This window comes from Geobacillus kaustophilus (assembly GCF_000948285.1).
GTDB classification, from domain to species: Bacteria; Bacillota; Bacilli; order Bacillales; family Anoxybacillaceae; genus Geobacillus; species Geobacillus thermoleovorans_A.
This window is the reverse complement of sequence record NZ_JYBP01000003.1, coordinates 1,958,532-1,976,530: the sequence shown is the minus strand read 5'-3', so window position 1 is coordinate 1,976,530 and position 17,999 is coordinate 1,958,532. Positions and strand designations below refer to the sequence as shown.

Annotated in this window: 24 protein-coding genes; 20 read left to right on the top strand and 4 right to left on the bottom strand. The window is 54.2% G+C overall.

Annotation, left to right across the window (positions count from 1 at the left end; genetic code table 11):
* Positions 1–36 precede the first annotated feature (36 nt).
* Positions 37–396: a YugN family protein gene (locus LG52_RS10220; RefSeq protein ID WP_013523323.1), complete on the bottom strand. Its 360-nt coding sequence runs from the start codon at positions 394–396 to the stop codon at positions 37–39.
* A 175-nt stretch (positions 397–571) separates the two neighbouring features.
* On the opposite strand from LG52_RS10220, the gene LG52_RS10215 reads away from it, so the two are divergent.
* The 7 genes from LG52_RS10215 to LG52_RS10185 all read left to right on the top strand — a co-directional run bounded on the left by LG52_RS10215 (position 572) and on the right by LG52_RS10185 (position 4,116).
* Positions 572–997: a CBS domain-containing protein gene (locus tag LG52_RS10215; RefSeq protein WP_044731834.1), complete on the top strand. Its 426-nt coding sequence runs from the start codon at positions 572–574 to the stop codon at positions 995–997.
* Between the two features lie 122 nt (positions 998–1,119).
* Positions 1,120–2,127 carry a CAP domain-containing protein gene (locus LG52_RS10210; protein WP_044731833.1) on the top strand — a complete coding sequence of 336 codons (1,008 nt, stop codon included), beginning with the start codon at positions 1,120–1,122 and terminating at the stop codon, positions 2,125–2,127.
* 80 nt (positions 2,128–2,207) lie between these two features.
* On the top strand, positions 2,208–2,591 hold the full coding sequence (locus LG52_RS10205) for a YlbD family protein (protein ID WP_044731832.1): 384 nt from the start codon (positions 2,208–2,210) through the stop codon (positions 2,589–2,591).
* 12 nt (positions 2,592–2,603) lie between these two features.
* The gene (locus tag LG52_RS10200; RefSeq protein WP_013145870.1) at positions 2,604–2,837 is read left to right on the top strand and encodes a YlbE-like family protein; all 234 of its coding nucleotides are present in this window, start codon (positions 2,604–2,606) and stop codon (positions 2,835–2,837) included.
* Between the two features lie 40 nt (positions 2,838–2,877).
* Positions 2,878–3,249: a hypothetical protein gene (locus LG52_RS10195; protein ID WP_044731831.1), complete on the top strand. Its 372-nt coding sequence runs from the start codon at positions 2,878–2,880 to the stop codon at positions 3,247–3,249.
* A gap of 134 nt (positions 3,250–3,383) precedes the next feature.
* Positions 3,384–3,830, top strand: a complete 447-nt coding sequence (locus LG52_RS10190) for a YlbF family regulator (RefSeq protein WP_044733207.1) — start codon at positions 3,384–3,386, stop codon at positions 3,828–3,830.
* 16 nt (positions 3,831–3,846) lie between these two features.
* On the top strand, positions 3,847–4,116 hold the full coding sequence (locus LG52_RS10185) for a YlbG family protein (protein ID WP_011230596.1): 270 nt from the start codon (positions 3,847–3,849) through the stop codon (positions 4,114–4,116).
* 58 nt (positions 4,117–4,174) lie between these two features.
* Here LG52_RS10185 and LG52_RS10180 read toward each other — a convergent pair whose 3' ends face one another.
* Positions 4,175–4,564, bottom strand: coding sequence for a DUF7147 family protein (locus tag LG52_RS10180; RefSeq protein ID WP_044731830.1), 390 nt, complete (start codon positions 4,562–4,564; stop codon positions 4,175–4,177).
* A gap of 395 nt (positions 4,565–4,959) precedes the next feature.
* Here LG52_RS10180 and rsmD point away from each other — a divergent pair, with 395 nt between their 5' ends.
* Positions 4,960–5,556 carry a 16S rRNA (guanine(966)-N(2))-methyltransferase RsmD gene (gene rsmD, locus LG52_RS10175; protein ID WP_044733206.1) on the top strand — a complete coding sequence of 199 codons (597 nt, stop codon included), beginning with the start codon at positions 4,960–4,962 and terminating at the stop codon, positions 5,554–5,556.
* Positions 5,522–6,016: a pantetheine-phosphate adenylyltransferase gene (gene coaD, locus LG52_RS10170; RefSeq protein WP_044731829.1), complete on the top strand. Its 495-nt coding sequence runs from the start codon at positions 5,522–5,524 to the stop codon at positions 6,014–6,016. Before rsmD ends, coaD begins: the two co-directional genes overlap by 35 nt.
* 140 nt (positions 6,017–6,156) lie before the next feature.
* On the opposite strand, the gene ylbJ is transcribed toward coaD, so the two are convergent.
* A complete protein-coding gene (ylbJ, locus tag LG52_RS10165) occupies positions 6,157–7,392 on the bottom strand; it encodes a sporulation integral membrane protein YlbJ (protein WP_044731828.1) in 1,236 nt (411 codons plus the stop codon).
* A gap of 131 nt (positions 7,393–7,523) precedes the next feature.
* Between ylbJ and LG52_RS10160 the strand changes: the two genes are divergently transcribed.
* On the top strand, positions 7,524–8,312 hold the full coding sequence (locus LG52_RS10160) for a patatin-like phospholipase family protein (protein WP_013145863.1): 789 nt from the start codon (positions 7,524–7,526) through the stop codon (positions 8,310–8,312).
* Positions 8,309–9,328 carry a SepM family pheromone-processing serine protease gene (locus LG52_RS10155; RefSeq protein ID WP_044731827.1) on the top strand — a complete coding sequence of 340 codons (1,020 nt, stop codon included), beginning with the start codon at positions 8,309–8,311 and terminating at the stop codon, positions 9,326–9,328. Before LG52_RS10160 ends, LG52_RS10155 begins: the two co-directional genes overlap by 4 nt.
* On the opposite strand, the gene LG52_RS10150 is transcribed toward LG52_RS10155, so the two are convergent.
* Positions 9,301–10,521, bottom strand: a complete 1,221-nt coding sequence (locus LG52_RS10150) for a nucleotidyltransferase (RefSeq protein ID WP_044731826.1) — start codon at positions 10,519–10,521, stop codon at positions 9,301–9,303. The genes LG52_RS10155 and LG52_RS10150 overlap by 28 nt on opposite strands.
* Before the next feature lie 309 nt (positions 10,522–10,830).
* Here LG52_RS10150 and LG52_RS10145 point away from each other — a divergent pair, with 309 nt between their 5' ends.
* From LG52_RS10145 to ftsL, 9 genes are all read left to right on the top strand, one after another.
* Entirely contained in the window at positions 10,831–11,370 is a 540-nt protein-coding gene (locus tag LG52_RS10145) for a YceD family protein (RefSeq protein WP_044731825.1), read from the top strand.
* Positions 11,371–11,515: 145 nt separating this feature from the next.
* Complete coding sequence (gene rpmF, locus LG52_RS10140) at positions 11,516–11,689, top strand: 50S ribosomal protein L32 (protein ID WP_011230605.1); 174 nt, start codon at positions 11,516–11,518, stop codon at positions 11,687–11,689.
* A gap of 162 nt (positions 11,690–11,851) precedes the next feature.
* The gene (locus LG52_RS10135; RefSeq protein WP_044731824.1) at positions 11,852–12,607 is read left to right on the top strand and encodes an enoyl-CoA hydratase/isomerase family protein; all 756 of its coding nucleotides are present in this window, start codon (positions 11,852–11,854) and stop codon (positions 12,605–12,607) included.
* 70 nt (positions 12,608–12,677) lie between these two features.
* Positions 12,678–13,256 carry an RsfA family transcriptional regulator gene (locus tag LG52_RS10130; protein ID WP_044731823.1) on the top strand — a complete coding sequence of 193 codons (579 nt, stop codon included), beginning with the start codon at positions 12,678–12,680 and terminating at the stop codon, positions 13,254–13,256.
* Between the two features lie 69 nt (positions 13,257–13,325).
* On the top strand, positions 13,326–14,246 hold the full coding sequence (locus LG52_RS10125) for a 2-dehydropantoate 2-reductase (protein WP_044731822.1): 921 nt from the start codon (positions 13,326–13,328) through the stop codon (positions 14,244–14,246).
* Positions 14,239–14,625, top strand: coding sequence for a DUF3397 domain-containing protein (locus LG52_RS10120; RefSeq protein WP_044731821.1), 387 nt, complete (start codon positions 14,239–14,241; stop codon positions 14,623–14,625). The genes LG52_RS10125 and LG52_RS10120 overlap by 8 nt, the downstream gene beginning before the upstream one ends.
* An 83-nt stretch (positions 14,626–14,708) precedes the next feature.
* Complete coding sequence (gene bshC / locus LG52_RS10115; RefSeq protein ID WP_044731820.1) at positions 14,709–16,337, top strand: bacillithiol biosynthesis cysteine-adding enzyme BshC; 1,629 nt, start codon at positions 14,709–14,711, stop codon at positions 16,335–16,337.
* A gap of 277 nt (positions 16,338–16,614) precedes the next feature.
* Positions 16,615–17,547: a 16S rRNA (cytosine(1402)-N(4))-methyltransferase RsmH gene (rsmH, locus tag LG52_RS10105; protein WP_044731818.1), complete on the top strand. Its 933-nt coding sequence runs from the start codon at positions 16,615–16,617 to the stop codon at positions 17,545–17,547.
* 95 nt (positions 17,548–17,642) lie between these two features.
* Positions 17,643–17,999, top strand: a complete 357-nt coding sequence (ftsL, locus tag LG52_RS10100; protein ID WP_044733205.1) for a cell division protein FtsL — start codon at positions 17,643–17,645, stop codon at positions 17,997–17,999.

The window sequence follows — 17,999 nt, the reverse complement described above, 5'->3', positions numbered from 1 at the left end:
TCTTTAGGCGAAATTGGGGCGCTTTGCGCTTTTTTATTATTCTTTGATTTTTTCAAGCTCGCTTTTGACCTGCGCCAACACGTTTTGGCATTGGCTGACAAGAGAGGACGGAAAATGTTCATCATCGCCGTATTCGACGCCGTGTGGATAGTAATGTTTCCCTAAAATCGGCGTGAGCAGCTTAATGAGTGCATAGCGCGAATCGACGTCCCCCTCAATGGCGTATCCTTGAACGCGCAAATAGTAGGTGCCTTCTTTCACGACGTATTTCCGGTCGTATGTGACCCGTTCATAATCCCATTGCGCCGCGCGGACAAAGCCGAGGCGCTCCATAATGTCATCAAGGCGGGATAGTTCGACCGTCTGATTTTCCAGTCCGGTATTTTCAAACTTCATCTTTCTTCCTCCTAACAACACAGTATGTAAAAGCGCCAAACAAGAAATCATCCCCTCATTTATAATAGTACGAAAACGGTTTGCTTTTCAATGAATTGTTTGCCATTGTTTCCGTTTCGCTCGCATTTTTTTGTGTGATCCGGCGCATAATACGGGTAGAAAGGAGAGACGAAGGATGCAAACGATACGGGGCGTCATGTCAACGGATGTGCAATATTGCACCCCCCTTGACAATCTTTACGAAGTGGCAGTAAAAATGCGCGATTTCAACGTCGGGGCGATTCCGATTGTCGATGACGGCCGCCTTGTCGGAATGATTACCGACCGCGATATTGTCGTGCGCGGCATGGCTGAAAAACGTCCCGGTTCGACTGCGGTGACGGAAGTGATGAGCCGCGATCTCGTCACGCTTTCCCCGGACGATTCGGTGCAAAAGGCAGCAGATATGATGGCGCGCCACCAAATTCGCCGCCTCCCGGTCATAGAGAATGGGCGTTTGGTCGGCATCATCTCGCTCGGCGATTTGGCGACGAACCGCTATTCTGATGAACGCGCCGGTCGTGCGTTAAGCGAGATTTCCGAACAAGACGCCATCCATTGACAAACGCAACGGACACGGTTTCTTTCGAGGAGGAGCGCTCTTTTTGGGCGTCCTCTTTTTTTGCCTCTAAAAAACGGCTATAATGGCAATAAGGAGATTGTGCAGAAAGCGGGAGTTGCCGTGTGAAATGGTTTTTCCTTTTTTTGTTTTTCTTGATTGGATTGTATTATTTTGTGCCGAGTCCGCTGCCCCCGAGCCCCCCGGAGCGGCCAGAGACGAATAGATACATGTTGAAAGAGCCGAAGGCGACGGCCGGCATCGTTGCGTTGATCGGTCAATCGGCGCAAGAGGCGAAAAAACTGCTTGGCGCTCCAGACCGAATCGACCCGTCAGCTTACGGATATGACTGGTGGGTGTACAGCCGTCGACCCGAGTCGTACGTGCAGATTGGCATCTTGCGCGGTCGCGTCGTCACCGCCCTTGTCGGCGGAGAGAAGGTGAACGTTGAACCGTTTGCGGTCGGCCAGCGGTTGCAGACGATTTTTCAAACGATGCCGGTGCTATCGAACATTGAGATTAAGCTAGGCAGCGGGACATACCGGTTTGAGCTGTCTGAACAAGATTACTCATCAAGGCCGGTTGTCAAAGTTGGCAGCGTCTACACTCAGCTGTATGTTGACCGCTTTACCGGCGAGGTGGCGGCGATCCGCTTGATGGATGCCGAAACGTTCGTCAAGTTGCGGCCGTACGAGCTCGTTTACCGCGGGAGCCTGCCGGCGGCCGTGCCGCTGTCGGAAGAAAAGCGACAGGCTGTTGATGCGGCCAACGCGAAGCAAATTTTTGACTGGACGAATTTGATTCGCCGCCGCCACAGGCTTTCCTCTCTCATGTGGGATGACAAGGCCGCTGCCGCTGCGGAAAAACATAGCCGAGATATGCATGATCACCGGTTTTTCTCCCACGAGTCGCCGCAGTATGGCGATTTATCGAAGCGGCTTGGCGCGCTTCACATTCCGTTCCAGCTTGCCGGGGAAAATATCGCCGCCCATCAAGTCGATGGCGTTGAGGCGACCATCGGATGGCTGAACAGCCAAAACCATCGGAAAATTATGTTGAACGAAGAGTTCACCCGCTTGGGCGTCGGCGTCTACGCTGACTATTATACGCAAAATTTCTTTACGCCGCTCTAAAAATTGGGCGCACCTCTGTATGCTGGGTGCGATATGATATGGCAGATAGGCATGAGTGGACGAAAGGGATGAGAACCGCCATGGTCAAGCCTCTGCATCCTTCCGTTGAACAGTTTAAACAGTTTGTGAAAAAACATCCCAAAATCATCAAAGAGGTGCGCAGTGGCAAAAAGACGTGGAAACAAGTGTATGAGGATTGGTATTTGTTCGGGGAAGACGATGACATATGGGAGCAGTATCGGGAAACAAACGGTGCGGCAAAAGAGGAGGAAAAAGGAACGAACAGATGGCTCGATAAGCTCGCGGCTATGCTTGGACAGATCGATGCAGCCGATGTGCAAAAACATTTGGCGAACGTCCAGCAGGCGATCGCGGCGATCCAAAGCATTCTTTCCGAATTTCAAGGGGCCGGTCAAGAACAAAGAAACAAAGAAGCGCATCCGTTTTCGTTTCGCAAAGATTAAAGGGTGATGGCGATGAGGAAAGACGTATGGCAATATGTGCAAGGAACACCGATGTTGCGTGCGTTTTTGCGCGAACAGCCGCGCTGGTACCGGCTTCTTGCCCGCCGCCCGCATGAACTGTCGACGTTCCAATTGGCCGCCTTGCGCCACTATGAGCTGACGATCCCTGACAAAGTGGAAAAAATCTCCCAATCGTTGCAAATGGCGTCGCTCATGTGGCAAATGTTTAAGGCCATGCGCGACTAATCGAGCGGCCAACGGCAAAGACTAGTGTTGAAAGGGAGTGATGTCTTTGCCGAAGTGGTTCGCATGGTTTGTGTGCATTATGCTGCTTGCGGCGTATGCCTTTGGACCGGCGCCGTCTCTCCCCGCTCAAGTCGAAGCGGCGGGCGGTCCGCTGCAAGTGAAGCATGAAGTAAAAGGAAGCGACGTGTTCATTGAATGTGTCGCCGTTCAGTTTCCATTTCGCAAAGGAAGCGGCGGTGGGCACGTGAACGTTTATGTCAACGGACAAAAAATGACGGAAGTGTATACGGCCGCCTTTATCGTGCGCGGTTTGCCGAGCGGAAAACATACCATCCGTCTTGAGCTCGTCTACAATGATGGGAAAGCAACCGGCATGACGCACGAATTTGACGTCTCCATCCGATCAAGATGACGACGATCGTTTAAAAGGCAAACAGAGGCGATTCGGCACAGTCTGGATCGCCTTTTTTGTTTGCTTCTTTGCTATCTCTTTCCTTTTCATTTTCTTTTCGTTCATGGTATCATGGATAATGGAGGTGCCATTTGGTGAAGATTGCGACTCTCGAGCGCATCGAGATTTTAGATAAAGCAGAAGCGTTGGCCAAAATGATTGTCGAGTCGGACGTGGCGGACGAATACCGCCGCGCCTTTTGGCGGCTGAAGCAAGACCGCCGCGCCCAGCAGCTGATCGCTCGCTTTGTCAAGCTGAAGGAGCGGTACGAGGAAGTGCAGCGCTTCGGAAAATACCATCCTGATTACCGCAACGTGATGAAAGAAGTGCGCGAAGCGAAGCGGGAGCTCGATTTGCATGAGACGGTCGCCGCCTTTAAGGAGGCGGAGAAGGCGATGCAAGAGCTGCTTGATGAGATCAGCGTGCTGATCGGCAAAGCGGTGTCCGAACATGTGAAAGTGCCGACCGGAAATCCGTACTTTTTGTCGGCGGGCTGTTCCGGCGGCTGCAGAGCGGGCGGAAGCTGCGGCTGCCGCACATAAAAAAGGGGAAGGGACTATGTTTCCAAAACGGCAAGGGATTATCGTTTGGCTTCATTCGCTGAAATATGGGAAACAGTTGCGCAAGTTCGGCAACATTCATTACATTTCCAAACGGCTGAAGTATGCTGTTTTGTATTGCGACATGGAGCAAGTCGACCATGTAATGAAAAAGCTCGCCTCGCTTCCATTCGTCAAGCGGGTCGAACCGTCGTACCGCCCATTTTTAAAATTGGAATTTGAATCGAAAGGGGAGAAGGAAAAAGACTCCCCGTATCCGCTTGGATGAAGAAAAACAGCGGGTCGAAAAAAGCCGGCGCCGGCTTTTCGGCCCGCTGTTTCTTTGTTTACTGCAGCGGCGGGATGAAGCGATTCATCCGCATAATGCCGATCAAATGCTGGTAATATAAATCGAGTTCAGCGAACATCGTCGATGGCTTAACATCAAGGTGAATGACGTCCATGTCCAGCTCCTTTGCGGTTTCCATAAACAGTTCGTACCGTTTGTTCGGCTTGACGAACGGATCGGGAATGCCTTCGCGGCAAATGTAAAGCGGCTGGAAATCTCCGGGGTCCGTCGGATGAAGGACAACGGCCAAAGAGACGACCGCCTGGCCTTTTTTCACCGTATGGAAGACAAAGAATCCGGACAAACGATGGCGGTTCGCCTTCGCCAATGCAATCAGCTCATATATATCGGAATATCCTTCGCCAAGTTCGATAAATCGTTGGATCATGAATAGTTCCCCCTTGCAAGCATCGTCCACCCTTAACTTTACCGGCCATCCTCGCGAATTGCAATCAAAAAAAACCTTGCGGAAATGAACCCGCAAGGCCCTTTCCAGTTCCTTGCCTCCGCGCAGGGCGGAACAAGGATCGGAAAGAATAAAGAAAAGGGAGAGGAGAAACCGGAGGAAGAACTTATGGGGAAACGTAAGTCTTCTCCGTCACTGGCAACAACGCGTCAAGCGTGTTGCCATTACTCATTATGGACCGTTTGCCGATTTCTATACATGAATGGCGAAAAAATTCCGTAGTTTGACGATCATCAACTTTATGGTAAGATTACCATGAAAACAACGAATCAAATGGATGACAAGGCCACCTTGAAACGGTGAATTGGGTGAAGGCGATGAGAGTCATTTCCGGGACATGCAAAGGACGGCGTCTGCAAGCGGTTCCAGGGATGTCGACGCGGCCGACGACCGATAAAGTCAAAGAAGCGATATTTAATATGATCGGGCCATATTTCTCAGGCGGCAACGGTCTTGATTTGTTTGCTGGCAGCGGCGGCTTGGGCATCGAGGCGCTCAGCCGAGGAATCGAGCGCGTCATTTTCGTCGATCATGACAGGAAAGCGGTGCAGACGGTCCGAAAAAACGTGGCAGCCTGCGGGCTTGAGAAGCGGGCGGAAATTTACTGCAACGACGCCGAGCGAGCGCTGAAGGCGGCAACGAAGCGCGGCCTCCGCTTTGCGGTTATTTTCCTTGATCCGCCGTACAAAGAGAAACAGTGGCCGACGTTGCTGTCGTCGATCGCTGAGCGTCAGTTGCTGGAGCCGCACGGCGTCGTCGTCGCTGAACACTCGGCGGAGGCGGAGCTGCCGGAGGAGGTCGGCGGCCTGACACGATGGAAGCGGGAAACATACGGCATCACCGGTGTGACGATTTATAGATGGAAAGGGGATGGAAGCGATGGCGAGCATTGCGGTTTGCCCCGGGAGCTTTGACCCTGTGACGTATGGGCATTTGGATATTATTAAACGAGGGGCGAAAGTGTTTGATCAAGTGTATGTGGCGGTGTTGAACAACTCGTCGAAAAAGCCGCTGTTTACTGTCGAGGAGCGGATCGAGCTGCTTCGTGAGGTGACGCGGACGCTTCCGAACGTCCATGTCGAAGCGTTTCACGGCCTGCTTGTTGATTACGCCCGCAGCAAAAACGCGAATGCCATTTTGCGCGGCTTGCGCGCTGTGTCCGATTTCGAATACGAAATGCAAATTACGTCGATGAACCGCGTTCTTGATGAAAACATTGAAACGTTTTTTATGATGACGAACAGCCAGTATGCGTTTTTAAGCTCGAGCATCGTCAAAGAAGTGGCGAAATACAACGGCGATATTTCCGAGCTCGTGCCCCCGGTTGTTGAGCAGGCGCTGAAGCGGAAATTTGCGTCCACGGCCGCTGATTGACGCTTCCTTATGGAAGCCTGCTTAAGCGAACGTTGCAGCCGGCGCTGGCCCAGTTTTGCCGTCAAGGGCGGTTCATGGCCGAGGCGACGCGAACCGCCCCGATGGCTGGGTGCTGCCAAAAATCTAGGCGCTCAAGCGTCTTATGAGCGCCCGCGCGATTCACTGGCTGCCTTGATGACGAGCCATATATAAAGGCAAAGGAACAACAGTGTCAGGAGCGGTCCGTATTGCTGCAGCAACCGCCAGCCTTCATTCCAAACGCTGTCTGGGGCGGCGTGAAGAAACGCTGGGATGTGGGTCGGCATCCCGTCTGCTGTTTTGATGTACAATGGTTTCCAAAGCAGGTATGTAAAGGAAGCGGCAAACACTCCGTGCAGCAAGCGAGCGATGAAAAATGGCTGAAAGCGGATGTTCGCTTCGGCGAGAATGCTGGCGACTTGCGCTTGGACGGAAAAGCCGCCGAAAGCGAGGACGAAGCTTGTTGCCACTGCTTTTTCCATCAGCATCGCCTCATCGGTCTGACTGATCATTTGGCTGCCGAGTGTAATTTCAAACAAGCCGGAAAACACTGGGATGTCAAGCTGCTCCGGCAGCTGGGCAAGGCGGAGCAGATGGCCTAGCAGCTGGGCAAGCTGTTCGGTCAAATGCATCATATACAGAAGTTTATTCATAACCGAAAAGAGAATAATAAAACCGCCGATCATTAACAGTGTTTGGACAGAAGAGCGCACGGCGTCGCCAAGAAGTTTGCCAAGCGGCTGTTCGTTTTTCAGTCGCGTGCGGTGCAGTGTGCGCAGCGCATACGGGAGCGAAAATGAGCGTGGCTGCCGCTTCGATTGCCTCTGTTCTTTTCGAATGCCGTGAAAGCGCATGATCAGCCCAACGCTAATGTTTCCTAAATAGTGGGAAACAGCCAGCACAAGGCCGAGTTGCGGGTTGTTGAAAAATCCCGCTGATACAGCCCCAAAAATAAAAAGCGGGTTGGATGAATTGGTGAACGACGAGAGCCGTTCGGCTTCAATTGTCGTCAGCTGTTTTTCCAGGTACAGGCGGGCGGTCAGCTTGGCTCCAGATGGGTAGCCGGACGCCATTCCCATGGCCCAGGCGAATCCGCCGACGCCCGGGACGCGAAACAACGGGCGCATAAGCGGCTCGAGCAAGACGCCAAGGAAACTGACGACGCCGAAGCTGATGAGCAGTTCCGAGACGATGAAAAACGGCAAAAGCGATGGAAAGACGACCTCCCACCACATATTTAAACCGCGAATGGATGCTTCAAGCGACTGTTTTGGATAGCAAATGAGCGAAAACGCAAACAAGGTGGCGGCGGAAGCGAGCAATACGGTTTTCCATTTCGCTCCCCAATTTTGTTTCACTTTTTTCCCCCCTTTTTTGCCGTGCGGCTTCTTGTAGTACAACCTCATATAACCTAATATACGAGCATAGGGGGGCGTTTTAGACCATAAGATGAAAGCGGATAGCGCTGCGACAAAAGGGGGGAGGAGGCTTGCCGCCAAAAGTCGGATTGGCGCTCGGGTCGGGAGGAGCGCGCGGGTTCGCCCATCTTGGGGTATTGAAAGTGCTCGAGGAGGAGCATATTCCGATTTCCTATTTGGCCGGCAGCAGCATCGGCGCACTCGTCGCCGTCCTTTACGCAAGCGGCCATGGCCTCCATCGTCTCTATCGATTGGCTCAATCGTTTCGACGCAACGATTTTCTTGACTGGACGGTGCCGAAAATGGGGCTGATCGCTGGCGAGCGCATCACGCAGTTTATTCGCTTGTTGACGAAAGGGAAACGAATCGAGGAGATGTCCCCTCCTGTGGCTGTTGTCGCCGCTGATTTGCAGACGGGGGAGAAAGTCGTGTTTCGGCAAGGGGAAGCAGCCCAGGCGGTGCGAGCGAGCATATCGATTCCCGGCATTTTTGTGCCGGCGGAGGTGAATGGCAGACTGCTTGTCGACGGCGGCGTCGTCGACCGGGTGCCAGTGTCGGTCGTCCGAGCGATGGGAGCGGATATTGTCATCGCCGTCGATGTCTCTCCGCTCAACACAAAGGCGGAAATTGCGTCGATCGCCGATGTCATTTGGCAGAGCCTCGATATTTTGCAAGCGGAACTGGTAGCTCATCGTCAGCTCGCCTCAGACGTTATGATCCGGCCGCGAGTCGAACAGTATAGCTCACGGGCGTTCACGGATATTGAGGAAATCATCGCTCGCGGGGAAGAGGAAGCGCGGAAGCAAGTGGGAGCGATCCGTCAAGCGATCGAACAGTGGAAGGAGCCATCACACGAATGAAGAAACGGACGTATATTGCCCTGTTTTTCTTTGGCGCCGCCCTCACCTTTCTGCTCATTTTTATGAAGCTGCCGTATTATGTGACGATGCCGGGAAGCGCGCAAAGTTTAAAGCCGCTCGTCCACGTGGAAAACGGCGACCGCGATAAGGGAACGTTTATGCTTACGACGGTGCGGATGGGGCGGGCGAACGTGGCGTCGTATTTGCTCGCCCATATCCGCCCGTTTTATGAGCTTCACCCGGTCGAGGAAATCAAGCAGGAAGGGGAGAGCGACAAGGAATATACGATGCGCCAGCTTGAGCTCATGGAGCAGTCGAAGGAAGCGGCGATCGTCGTCGCTTATCGCCGCGCCGGAAAGCCGGTGTCGTATGAACCTCATGGCGTTTATGTCATGAGCGTCCTCCCTGATATGCCGGCCGCCGGCCGCCTAGAGACCGGCGATCGCATCGTCGCGATCGACGGAAAGCCGCTCGGCACATCGGAGCAGATGGTCAACTACATTCGCGGAAAACAAGCGGGTGATCGCGTCCGCGTCGCATTCATTCGCGGCCGGAAGCGGCAGGAAACAGAGCTCGAGCTGAAGCCGTTTCGACAATACCCGAACCAAGTCGGCCTTGGGGTGACGCTCATGACCGATTATGACGTCCGCACCGACCCGCCGGTTGACGTGGAGTCGGAACAAATCGGCGGACCGTCGGCTGGGCTCATGTTTTCACTTGAAATTTACAACCAACTTGTCGATGAAGATATTACAAAAGGTCATAAAATCGCCGGCACCGGAACGATTGATCTTGACGGAAACGTCGGGCCGATCGGCGGTGTTTCGCAAAAAGTCGTGGCCGCTGACCGCGAAGGAGCCGAGGTGTTTTTCGCCCCGAACGAACATGGTGCGCCGACGTCGAACTATCGCGAGGCGGTGCGGACGGCGAAAAAAATCGGGACGCATATGAAAATCGTCCCGGTCGATACGTTCGACGAGGCAGTTCGTTATTTGCGCTCGATGCCGGAAACGTAAATCGGCGCCGTGGCGTATTCTTCTTTCAGCGCGGCGCTGTAGAGCGGCTCCGGAAAAACGGCGGCGTACACAGCTGCCGCTCTTTTTTCTTGCTCATAAAGAGGGTCGCCGTTGAGTTTGGATGCTCTGGCGACGAGTGGGAGGGCAGCGCTTTTTTTCACCTGCTTTAAGTAGCGGCGGCCAGTTTCACTCATGCCGAGCAGCCGGATATAGGTCGGGTTGGCCGCTTTGGCTTGCTCCTCCTTTGTGAAATTCGTCAACACATGCGCGCATAGGCGTTGCAGCCTCGTCCAGGTGTATCGCTTCGTTTTGACAGCGGCGATGAAGGCGGCAAACGTTTCGGCGTGGGCGATGTGTTGCTTCAACCGGTGTTCGATCCCTTCCTCCATGCCGGCGATGCGGCGCAAGTCGGCCTCTGTGGCGGTCAACAGCCGATATTTTAGGAGCGGAAAATACACTTCCCAATCGTGAAAGCGCCCGTATATCTCCCGGTATTGGCGGAGTTGTTCGAGCGCAGCGGGCGGAACGTACGCCGCGATCGACTCGAGCTGTCCGGTTTGCCGCAATGTTTTCCGCAGGCTGGTGGCGCTCGCAATCGACGGGTGGGAAAATGATTCGTCATGATAGCCGGCGGCCAGCCGTGGAATCGTGCGCGGCATAATCGCCAGCTTGTTTTGCCAAATGGCTTTCACATACGCAAAACCAAGCACGTTGTTTGGCTGCGACAAATCAAGCGGAGCGGCGCCGAACTTTTGCCACGCTTCAGAGGCGGCCTTCGGAAAGCTTTGTCCGCGCGCCAGCCCGGTGCGGATGAGGGAATCGAACGTTTCCTTCTGTTCGAGCCATGTTTGGGCCGCGGATAAAAAAGCGGAAATTTCCCCCGATTCGCTGCCAAAGCAAAGCTCTTGGCAGCCGATCGCCGCCAGCAGCTGCACCGCCCCGTGGGCAAACTGCTCAGCCGCCTGCACGGCGAAAGCGTACGGAAGCTCGATGACAATATCAATGCCGGCAGCGAGCGCCATTTTCGCCCGCGCCCATTTGGAGACAATAGCAGGTTCGCCGCGCTGCAGGAAATTTCCGCTCATGACGGCGATCAAACAGTCCGCTTCGGTCTTTTGCTTTGTTTCTTGCAAGTGATGGAAATGGCCGTTGTGAAACGGATTGTATTCGACGATCACGCCGACGGCTTTCACTTTTTTTCGCTCCTTTCATAGCGATTCGCGCGGTGTGGCCGCAACGAAATGGCTGTCTATTCTATCTGAACTTAGTATGGAATAGAAAGCGGCGAAGATCAACGGCAGCATGCGGTGAGAACAGCAAAAGAAACGAAGCGGTCGGCCGTTTTCCGATGTCCGAGCGCCGACCGTGCATGTTCGGAATGGCATTTGGAAATGATGGGAGTATGCCGTTCTTTTCCCAAGGAATGAGTGGTTGTAAAGAAAAAACATTGACAAAACTAGAAACGAAACGTATAATTTTATTCGTTGCCTTGAGGTGATGATATGAAATGGACGGTCCAACAGCTTCGCCGTTTTCAACATAAGGAAATGGCGATTGATGAGACGGTCGATGTGTCCGATTTAAAACAAATTGACACGTTGATCCGCGATATTTCGCCGGTGCACGTCCGAGGAAAAGCGGATGTCGGATCGGCAAAATTCACGTTTCATTTGACGTTGTCCGGAACGATGGTGTTGCCTTGTTCGCGGACGCTTGTCGATGTGACGTATCCGTTTTCCATTCAGACGACGGAGACGTTTTTTGCGGATGGCAGCGGCATTGTGAAGACCGATGAGGACATCCATATGGTGGCGGGGGACACGATTGATTTGAATCCCATCATCCGCGAGTTGATTTTGCTTGAAATTCCGTTGCAGCTGATCGCTGAAGGGCCGGTTGTCGGCGGAGCGCCGCAACATGGGGAAGGATGGGACGTTCTGTCGGAAGAAGAATGGGAGAAAGCGATGCAAGAGCGGGAAAAGAAAGTAGATCCTCGCCTTGCAGGGCTGGCCAAGTTTTTCGAGGAAAAACGAGAGGAATGATCGTGAGTCGGCGTTGCCGGCCGATGGCGCCGAATATTGCGCACCGTCCGGCAGCCGCCTTGTGTGCCGGCGGACGGCGGCCTCGGGGCTGATTGATCCGCCGGCATGGATATGGCAAAATGCGCCCGACAAGGAGGTGGGAATGATGGCAGTACCTTTTAGAAGAACATCGAAAACGAGAAAACGGCTGCGCCGCACGCACTTTAAACTGCAAGTGCCAGGCATGGTGCAATGCCCGAACTGCGGCGAATGGAAATTGGCGCACCGCGTCTGCAAAGCATGCGGAACATACAAAGGAAGAGATGTCGTCAACAAATAATGGCCGACATCGAACGACAGGCTGTCCGAAAAGAGGACAGCCTTTTTGATTATCTGCAAAAAATCAACGCTGTTCGTCCAGGCGGCAGTTTTTTCGTCGTGAGGCAGGAATTTGAGGACGACGCGCCCAATTTATTTAGATGAAGAAAGGAGAAACGTACTCATGGAAGCAATGTTGGAGCATCATGACGGCATTGCGCTGTTTACGATTTGCCGTCCAGAGAAACGAAATGCGATCAATTTTGCCGTGATGGAGGCGCTTGAAGAGGGGATGGAACAGGCAGCGGCTGATCCACAAGTGAAAGTGTTCGCCATTACTGGCTCTGGCAGCGAGGCGTTTTGTTCCGGCGGCGATTTGAGCGAGTTTGGGCATTTGCGCGGCACGGAGGCAAGACAGATGCTCATGCGCATGGGAGAGCTGCTGTACAGGCTGATGACGTTTCCGAAGCCGACGGCCGCCTTGGTCAATGGAACGGCGATGGGAGGCGGCTGCGAGCTGGCGACCGCCTGCGATTTCCGCTTTGTTAAAGAAGGAAGCCGAATTGGATTCGTACAAGGCCGTCTTGGCATTACGACCGGCTGGGGCGGCGCGTCGATGCTGTTTGCCAAACTTCCATATGGGCGGGCGCTTGATCTATTGCTGCGCGCCGAGCCGATGACAGCGGAGGAGATGGAGGCATGCGGCTGGGCCGACGCCATCCTATCAGCCGAACGTTGGCGGGAACAATGGCGCGAGCGGCTGGCGCCTTATGCAGAGCGGTCGCTTTCCGTCTTGCAGGCATATAAGGCCGCAGCCGGCGAAACGTGGCGAACAGCTTGGTTTCGCGAGCAGTTTTTCGCCGAGATCGCCCGTTGCGCCGAGCTGTGGGGGTCGGCCGAACATGAACAGGCATTGCGTTCTTTTTTGCGCAAGAAGTAATTTTTCCTTCTACCGTTTCTACTAGCCGCATACATATAATGACAAAGCGGCGATAAGGGGGGGGAAGGAGATGACGGGGGTGCGTCAAGACGCATGGACGAAAGAAGAAGATGAGTTGTTGGCGAATGTCGTGCTTCAGTATATTCGCGAAGGCGGCACCCAGCTGGAGGCGTTTGCTGAAGTCGGGCGGCGCTTGTCGCGGACGGCTGCAGCGTGCGGATTTCGCTGGAATTCGTGCGTTCGCAAGCAGTACAAGGAGGAGATTGAGCAAGCCAAGCAAGAACGGAAGATGCGAAAAAAAGAAACCGCATCGACAAAGGAAAGCGAGGGGCAGGCGAAGGTGGAAGCGGCAGTCAAAAGCCATTTGTCATGGGCGGAAGTGCTGGCCTTTTTGCAGGCTGAGGAGCAAAAGGCGCGCGACGCCCGACGGACGGCCGATGAAAACCGGGCTCTCAAAAACGATATGGAGCAGCTGCAGCAAATGGTGACGAAGCTGCAAATGGAAAAAGAAGCGCTGCAAAAACAGCTGGCTGCCATCCAAGAGGAGTACAAAACGCTGCTCGCGATTATGGAGCGGGCGCGCAAAATGGTGACAGACAGCGGGAAACCGGCGCCGAATGCAGCGGCTGAAGGCGCCGGCGAAGGGTAAAGGCTGGCTTTTTGCCGGCTTTTTTTCTTAACGGAAGAAGAAGATCTCTGCTAAAATAAGGCTAACGCCATGTTGCAAGAAAGCGGGGGAGAAGGGGTGAACATCGGGATTGTCGGCGGCGGAGCAGTCGGATTGCTGCTCGCCGCTTATCTTGGGCGGCGCCATGGGGTGACGGTCTATACGAGGCGTCCGTCCCAAGCAAGGCAGCTTACCGAGCATGGTGTGGCGCTGAAAAAAGATGGCGAGACATCGGTCGTGGCGGTGCGCGCGCAACCGTTTGCTGGAGCGGAGCTGGACGAGCCGCTCGTGTTTGTGACCGTCAAACAGTACGATCTTGCTTCCGTCTGTGCGCAAATCGACGCGTTTCGCCGCGTTCGCACGCTCGTTTTTTTGCAAAACGGCATGGGGCATCTCGAGCAGTTGACTATGTTTGCCGACAAAAATGTCCTCGTTGGCGTCGTGGAGCATGGCGCAATGAAGCTAGATGACCGGACGGTGGCGCATACAGGCGCCGGAAAGCTGACACTTGCTTCCCGCTACGGTTCACTTGGCGACGCCCGGGAGCTTCGGGAAGGGGAGCGCGGCTTTCCGATCGAATGGGCGGATGATTGGGAGCGCATTCTTGTGGACAAGCTTGTCGTCAACGCAGTCATCAATCCGCTCACCGCTCTATTGCAAGTGAAAAACGGGGCGTTGCTGGAGAAGGCTCCGTACCGCGATATGATGAGGCAGCTGTTTGATGAGGTGCAGAACGTGCTGCCGCTTGAAGACGCCAATCGGGCATGGGAGCGCGTCGTCCGCATATGCCGAAAAACAGCGGACAACTATTCGTCGATGTATATGGACTTGGCGAACGGGCGCCGGACGGAGATTGACGCCATTTTGGGCTATGTGTTGAAACAAGGGGAAGCGCGCGGCGCTATGCTGCCGGTCGTCCGCTTTGTCTTTTGCGCGGTGAAAGGGAAGGAAGGGGGAGAGACGGATGGGTGATTGGCTCGCTTCAACGCTGGCGACGTTTGTGACCGCGCCGCTTCTGCTGTTTTTGCTCGTCTACTTCGGAGCACGCTTGGTCGGCAGGCGGAGGCGGGCGGCGTTTTACGCCGCGGTCAACGCTGCGACTGTTTTTTTCATCGCCGCTGTCTATTTTTTGCTGACAGTGCTGTTTGGGAAATCGTACTTCGTTCCTCTTCTTCTCTTTTTGTTTGGTCTGCACGCGGCGATCGCGCTTGGCTATTGGCGGAAAAAGGCGGACTTTCATTTGCGGACGGTGTTCCGCGTCTTTTGGCGGGCGAGTTTTCTCATTTTTGCCTCCCTTTACGCCGGGCTGCTTGTATACGGCATGGCCATGCGCGTTGCTATAAGCCTTTAGCTCGGCTTGAGCAAGCCTTTTTTCTCTTGACGCCAAACGTGCTATACTCATGGAAGAATACATAGGAAAGGGAGTTTTTGGCCATGGAAGTTCGCGAGATTCCGCTGCCAGCGGCAACGAAGCTGGCGGCTGATTACATAGCCGGCGCGTTTCCAGCAGAGAGCGGCTTCGCTTATGCCCAGGCGGATGATGAGGCATTTTGTCGGCGGTTGGCCCATTTGCAAAGAAGAACATACGATCGAAACGGCCTGGCAGATTATTTGCATGCTTATCACCGCAGTTTCTCGGCGAGTGCAGCCACGATGGCGAACATCGAGAAGTTGCGTGATGAACGGAGCGTTGTCATCGTCGGCGGACAGCAAGCCGGACTGTTGACCGGACCGCTGTATACGATTTATAAGATCATCACCATCATCCAGCTTGCCAAAGAGCAGGAACGAAAACTGGGCGTGCCTGTCGTGCCGCTGTTTTGGATCGCCGGCGAAGACCATGACATCGCGGAAATCGATCATGTCTACGTCGTGGAAGAAGGAGAGGTCAAAAAAGCAATATATCCGCATAAGCCGAACGAAAAGCGGATGGCCGCCGATGTGCCGCTCGACCGGAGGGTGGCGAAAGAGTGGGTCGAGCGCGTCGTCAAAACGTATGGGGAAACGGACGTGACGAATGAGCTGCTCTCCTTTTTGTCATCGTGTCTTGATGAGGCGCGCACGTTTGTCGACTTTTTTGCCGTCATTGTGCTCCGGCTGTTCGCTGATCACGGTTTAGTTGTTTTGAACGCTGGCGATGCGGCGGTGCGGCCGCTTGAGCGCCGCTTTTTCGCCGCGCTCATTGAACGCCATCGCGATGTGACGGCCGCGGTGCTCGCTCAGCAAGAGGCGTTGCGCACGCTCGGATATGCGCCGCTGATTGAAATCGGTCGTGACGCGGCCAACTTGTTTTATTACGACGGCCGTGAACGTTCGCTTTTGCAGTATGATGAGGAACGCGGCCTGTTTCACAATAAAGCGGGAACTCTCGTTTGGACAAGAGAAGAGCTGCTTGAGCTTGCTGAAACGAAGCCGTCCTGTTTCAGCAACAACGTCGTCACCCGTCCGCTCATGCAGGAGTATTTGCTGCCGACGCTCGCTTTTGTTGCCGGCCCAGGTGAGATCGCTTATTGGGCGGAGTTGAAAGGAGCGTTTCCGCTATTCGACCTGGAGATGCCTCCGGTCGTGCCGCGCCTGCAGGCGACGCTCGTCAGCCGTTCGCTGCAAACCGACCTGTCCGATATCGGCCTTGAGGCGGCTGACGTGTTGACCGGGCGGCTTGAGGAAGCGAAGCGGCGGTGGCGGGAGGCGACTGCTCAAGCGCCGCTTGCTTCGGCGTTTGCCAAAGCGAGGGAGGACATCGAAGCGGCGCACCGGCCGCTCCGTGAACTTGGGGTGGCGATTGACCGTGGATTGGAGGGATTGGTGGCGAAAAATGCCGCCATCATTCAGGCGCAAATCGAGTTTCTTCAGCACGCGTTCGAGCGGGCGTTGCTGCGCAAACACGAGACGGAGTGGCGGAAATTTTGGCGCATCGAGACGTCGCTTCGGCCGAACGGCGCGTTCCAGGAGCGGGTTTGGAATGTGTTTTATTACATCAACCGCTACGGATTTAATTTTGTAGAAAAACTTTTGGCGATTCGCGGCTCCAGCAATGGAATGCATAAAATTGTATATATGTGAGGCTTTTTCAAAGAAAAAGTCGAAAAGAAACATCCTGCTTTGTGCAGGATTTTTTTTGTGTGAAATGAATTGTAAAAAACAACGTTTATTGAATGGAAATAAAAGTAAAGGGGGTGAAACCGCCAAGATGGCCGTGATTGGCGCGTCCGACAAAAAGAAACAAAAAAGGACGTTTTTTTACAAAAAAAGCTAAAATTTTGTCCATCTTTGCGATATAATAAGGAGGCGGCCACTGGCCGATGTGAGTGTGGCTTTACGCAACGAAGGTGGTGGACATGTGTTTCAACATACAACAGTGTTGCTGAAAGAGGCAGTCGATGGGCTGAACATCCGCCCTGACGGCATTTACGTCGATTGTACGCTGGGCGGCGGCGGCCATAGCGAATATTTGCTCTCCCGTTTGTCGGAATGTGGGAAGCTGTTTGCCTTTGACCAAGACGAAGCCGCCATCATGCATGCGCGCGAACGGCTCGCCCGCTACGGCCCGCAAGTGCAGTTTGTGCACCGGAACTTCCGGTTTTTGCAAGAGGAGCTTTCGGCGCTTGGCGTCAAGTCCGTTGACGGCGTCTTGTTTGATTTGGGTGTTTCTTCGCCGCAGCTTGACGAACCCGAGCGCGGCTTCAGCTATCAGCACGATGCGCCGCTTGATATGCGGATGGACCGCAAGCAGCGGCTGACGGCGGCGGAGATTGTCAACCGCTGGCCATACGAGGAGCTCGTCCGCATCTTTTTCCGTTACGGCGAAGAGAAGTTTTCGAAGCAAGTGGCGCGCAAAATCGAGGAAGTGCGCCGCACGAGGCCGATCGAAACGACCGGGGAGCTCGTTGAAGTGATCAAGGAGGCGATTCCCGCCCCGGCGCGCCGCAGCGGCGGACACCCGGCCAAACGCATTTTTCAGGCGCTCCGCATCGCGGTCAACGACGAACTTGAGGCGTTTCGCGAGGCGCTCGAGCAGGCGATTGAACTGCTTGCCTCCGGCGGCCGGGTGAGCGTCATTACGTTTCATTCGCTTGAAGACCGCATTTGCAAAGAAACGTTTAAAAAGGCGAGCGAAAGTCCGCCATTGCCCCCGGGGCTTCCGGTTCTCCCCGACGACTACCGCCCCGTGCTGAAAATCATTACAAAAAAACCGATCGTTCCTTCCGCGGAAGAGCTCGAACGAAATCATCGCGCCCGTTCGGCGAAACTCCGCATTGCCGAAAAACTGTAGATGACGAAAATAGCGGGGAAACACAACCAATTTCAATGCGGGCGCCGCCCATTGCGGCGAAAAACAAATGCATGGAGAAACAGGAGGGGAAAAATGTGAACGATGCAGCAGTCAAAGTTGCGCGTGAACAACGACATCCGGCGGGACCGCCAAGCCCGAAGACGCGGCGGAAGCAGCGCTTTCGCTTGTCGTTGGCTGAAAAGATGCTGTTTATGTTGTTTTTCTTGTTTGTCTTCTATGCGGGGGTTCATATCGTCTCGAACCAAGTGCGCATTTACGAATTGAACAAAGGTGTGCAAAAGCTCGAGGCGTCGATTGACGAGCAGAAAAAGGAGAACAATGACCTATATGTTGAGGTGCAACGGCTGAGCGCGTACGAGCGCATTTTGCAAAAGGCAAAAGAGCTCGGTTTGTCGCTCAACGAAAACCATGTGAAAGTTGTGCAGGAATGA